We start from the raw sequence: 3,999 nt of genomic DNA on the forward strand, positions 1-3,999 counted from the left end.
ATGGTCTCGCTCATCTCAACAGTCGGCGTCCAGTCCAGCAGACGCTTGGCGTTGGCGATGCTCGGTTTGCGATGGGACACGTCCTGATAACCGCTGCCGTAGAACGCCTTGCTTTCGATGTCGCGGAAACCGGCGAACGGCGGGAAGTTATCGCGCAGTGGGTGCGCTTCGAACTGACGCAACAATTCTTCGCCCAACTGGCGAATACTGGCTTCGTTGTCCGGGTTGCCGATGTTGATGATTTGACCGTTGCAGGCGTCGTTGTCGTTGTCGATGATCCGCGCCAGGGCTTCTACGCCGTCGGCAATGTCGGTAAAGCAGCGTTTCTGTTCGCCGCCATCGAACAGACGAATCGGTGTGCCTTCCACTAGATTCAGGATCAGTTGGGTAATCGCCCGGGAGCTACCGATCCGTGCCGAGTCCAGTCGATCCAGGCGTGGCCCCATCCAGTTGAAAGGCCGGAACAGGGTGAAATTCAGGCCTTTCTGACCGTATGCCCAGATCACTCGATCGAGCAATTGCTTGGAGATCGAGTAAATCCAGCGCTGCTTGTTGATCGGGCCGACGATCAGGTTGGAGCTGTCTTCGTCGAAGTTGGCGTCCTGGCACATGCCATAGACCTCCGAGGTCGACGGGAAAATGACCCGCTTGTTGTATTTGACGCAGTAGCGAACCAGCTTGAGGTTCTCTTCAAAGTCCAGTTCGAACACCCGCAACGGGTTACGCGTGTACTCGATCGGCGTGGCAATCGCCACCAACGGCAGGACCACGTCGCACTTCTTGATGTGGTATTCGATCCACTCGGAGTGGATGCTGATATCACCTTCGACGAAATGGAAATTGGGGTGGCTGCGCAGGCGCTCGATGGCGTCCGAGCCAATGTCCAGGCCGTAGACTTCGTAGCGGTCGTCGCGCAGCAGGCGCTCGGACAGGTGATTGCCGATGAAGCCGTTGACCCCGAGAATCAGCACGCGAGTGCGACGAGGTCCACGACCTGACTCGGCGCCGCGCAGAACGGAGCCATCCACCAGCCCCAGTTCATTGGCCAGTTGCGGCCCGCTCAGGTACAGGCCGTTGTCATTGCGCTGACCGGCGTTGATCACCAGCGAGTCTTCACCGCAGGCGATACGCAGAGGATCGACGCTGATCACCCGGCCCGGCGCCTGGCCGTCATTACCCTTGACGACTTCTGCGCTCCAGACAATCAGCTTGTGTTCGCCCACCGCGCAGAACGCGCCCGGGTAAGGCTGGGTCACGGCGCGGACCAGATTGAACAGTTCTTCTGCAGGTTGGCTCCACAACAGCTTGCCGTCGGCAGGGGTGCGTCGGCCGAACACCGTGGCTTTGGATTCATCCTGCGGGGTTTCGCTGACTTTTCCGCGCAGCAGCGCAGGCAAGGTATCGCGCAACAGGTCAACGGCGGCCATGCGCAATTTACCGTGCAGGGTGAGCGCGGTGTCACTGCGCTCAATCGGCACCGCTTGCTGGGCCAGGATGGCGCCGGCGTCAGCACGTTTGACCATGCGGTGCAGGGTCACGCCGGTTTCGCTTTCACCGTTGACCAGCACCCAATTGGCCGGCGCCCGACCGCGATAGCGTGGCAGCAACGAACCGTGCAGGTTGAACGCACCTTTGCGGGCGGTGGCCAGCAGCGGCTCGCTCAGCAGGTGCCGGTAGTAGAACGAGAACAAATATTCGGGGTCGAGCTTGGCGATGCGTTCGATCCACAGCGGATGGTTGGCGTCTTCGGGCGCATGCACAGGGATGCCTTTGCGCGCACACAATTGCGCTACGGAACCGTAGAAGGCGTTTTCCCTGGGATCATCGGCGTGGGTGAATACGGCGGCGATGTCATAACCCGTTTCGAGCAGGGTTTCGATCCCGGCACAGCCGATATCGTGATAAGCGAAGACAACTACTTTTGCAGTCATGGCAGTACCTGATCAGAAGAAGTGGAAGCGCGGCCGTCGACAGTGACCACCGAAACAGGGGAGGCGTGTTGGCTACGCATGACTTTTTCGATAAAAAATCGCGGGCGCGCCCGGACGTCGCTGTACATGCGCCCCAGGTATTCGCCCAAAAGGCCCATGCCGATGAACTGGCCGCCGGTGAACACGAACAGAACCGCGAACAGCACGAAGGTGCCATCGCCGGCCCAACTGCTGCCTAACGCAAGGCGCAAGACAACCAGCGCCAGGGCGAATAATCCGCCGAGGGCCGCCATGCCGAAGCCGACGATGCTCAGCAGACGCAGGGGCGTGGTGGTCATGCAGGTGATGAGGTCGAACATCAGGTTGATCAGCCGCATTGGGCTGTATTTGGAATCCCCGTGTTCGCGCTCGGCGTGATTGACCAGGATTTCCGTGGTGTGCCGGGCGAAGCTGTTGGCCAGGATCGGGATAAAGGTGCTGCGCTCACGGCAGGCGAGCATGGCGTCGACAATAGTGCGGCGATAGGCGCGCAACATGCAGCCGTAGTCGCTCATGGCGACGCCCGTGGAGCGTTGTACGGCAAGGTTGATCAGCTTCGAAGGCCAACGGCGCAGGGCCGAGTCCTGACGGTTGTTGCGCACCGTGGCGACCACATCAAAGCCAAGTTCGGCCTGTGCCACCAGCCGCGGGATTTCTTCGGGCGGGTTTTGCAAGTCAGCGTCGAGAGTGATCACCACATCGCCCTTGCACTGTTCGAAACCGGCCATGATTGCCGCGTGTTGGCCGTAGTTGCGATTGAGGATGACCGCGACCACGTGGCTGCCGGGGCGGGTGGCGGCTTGCTCCAGAAGAAACGCGGAGTCATCGCGGCTACCGTCGTCGACCAGGACGATTTCGTAATCGTGATGCAATTGCTCGCAAGCCGCTTCGGTGCGGCGCAGCAACTCGGGCAGGCTATCTTCTTCGTTGTAGACCGGGATCACGATCGACACGAAGTTAATTGGGTAAGGTCTCACGGGCGTGTGTCCAGGCAATTTTCAATGGCGCCGACAACGCGTTCGACGTCATCGGTAGTCATGTCGGGGAACAACGGAATGGAACACAGCCGCGCCGAGTTCCATTCGGTGTTGGGCAAATGCAGGTTGGGGAAACGTTGGCGGTAATAGGTGTGCAGGTGGGTGCCGATGAAGTGAATGCCGGTGCCGATGTTTTGCGCTTGCAGGGCTTTCATGAACGCTTCGCGATCCAGCCCACAGCGCTCTGCGTCGATACGCAGGATGAACAGGTGCCAGGCGTGGGTTTGGGCGTATGCGGGAATCGCCAAGGGTTGCACTGGCAGGCCTTGCAGGCGCTGCAAGTAGGTTTGAGCCAGTTGCGTGCGTTTGGCGTTTATCTCGTCCAGGCGCTCAAGCTGCACCAGGGCAATGGCGGCGTTGATGTCGGCCAGGTTGTATTTGAAACCCGGTTCCACCACCTGAGCCTGCGGTTTGCGACCATGGGTCAGGCGGTCGTAGGCATCGACGCCCAGGCCATGGAACTTGAGCATGCGCACACGTGCGGCGAGGGCTTCGTCGTCGCTGACGAACATCGCGCCTTCGGCGCAGGTCATGTTCTTGATGGCGTGAAACGAAAAGATCGCCGTGCCCTTGGCACCCACGTGACGACCTTTATAGAAGGTGCCAGCAGCGTGGGCGGCGTCTTCGATGACTGCAATCCCGTGTTTGTCTGCCAGCGCATACAGCGGGTCGAGATCGAATGCCGCGCCGGCGTAATGCACCGGGATGATCGCTTTGGTACGTGGGGTGATTGCCGCTTCTATGCTCGCCAGATCGCTCATCAGCGTGTCGCGGTCAACGTCGACGAATACCGGGGTTGCGCCCAGCAAACAGATCATGTTCGCGGTGGACACCCAAGTCTGCGACGGTGTAATGACTTCATCGCCAGGACCGATGCCCAACGCAAGTAAGGTGATGTGCATTCCACCGGTGGCTGAGGACAGCGCAACGGCATGCTGACATCCCACGTAGTGGGCGAACTTTTCTTCCAGCTCCTGGTTTTTTGGCCCGGT

3 protein-coding genes are annotated in these 3,999 nt (G+C 60.0%); all 3 read right to left on the minus strand.

Going from position 1 to position 3,999, the window contains the following annotated elements; translation table 11 throughout:
* On the minus strand, positions 1–1,931 hold a 1,931-nt coding region (arnA, locus tag ACRESJ_RS17315; RefSeq protein WP_431758988.1), incomplete at its 3' end, for a bifunctional UDP-4-amino-4-deoxy-L-arabinose formyltransferase/UDP-glucuronic acid oxidase ArnA.
* A complete protein-coding gene (gene arnC, locus ACRESJ_RS17320; protein ID WP_431758989.1) occupies positions 1,928–2,947 on the minus strand; it encodes an undecaprenyl-phosphate 4-deoxy-4-formamido-L-arabinose transferase in 1,020 nt (339 codons plus the stop codon). The genes arnC and arnA, both read right to left, overlap by 4 nt.
* On the minus strand, positions 2,944–3,999 hold a 1,056-nt coding region (gene arnB, locus ACRESJ_RS17325), incomplete at its 5' end, for a UDP-4-amino-4-deoxy-L-arabinose aminotransferase (RefSeq protein WP_431758990.1). The genes arnC and arnB, both read right to left, overlap by 4 nt.

The sequence above is a fragment of the Pseudomonas sp. genome (genome assembly GCF_050739655.1).
Classification (GTDB): Bacteria; Pseudomonadota; Gammaproteobacteria; order Pseudomonadales; family Pseudomonadaceae; genus Aquipseudomonas.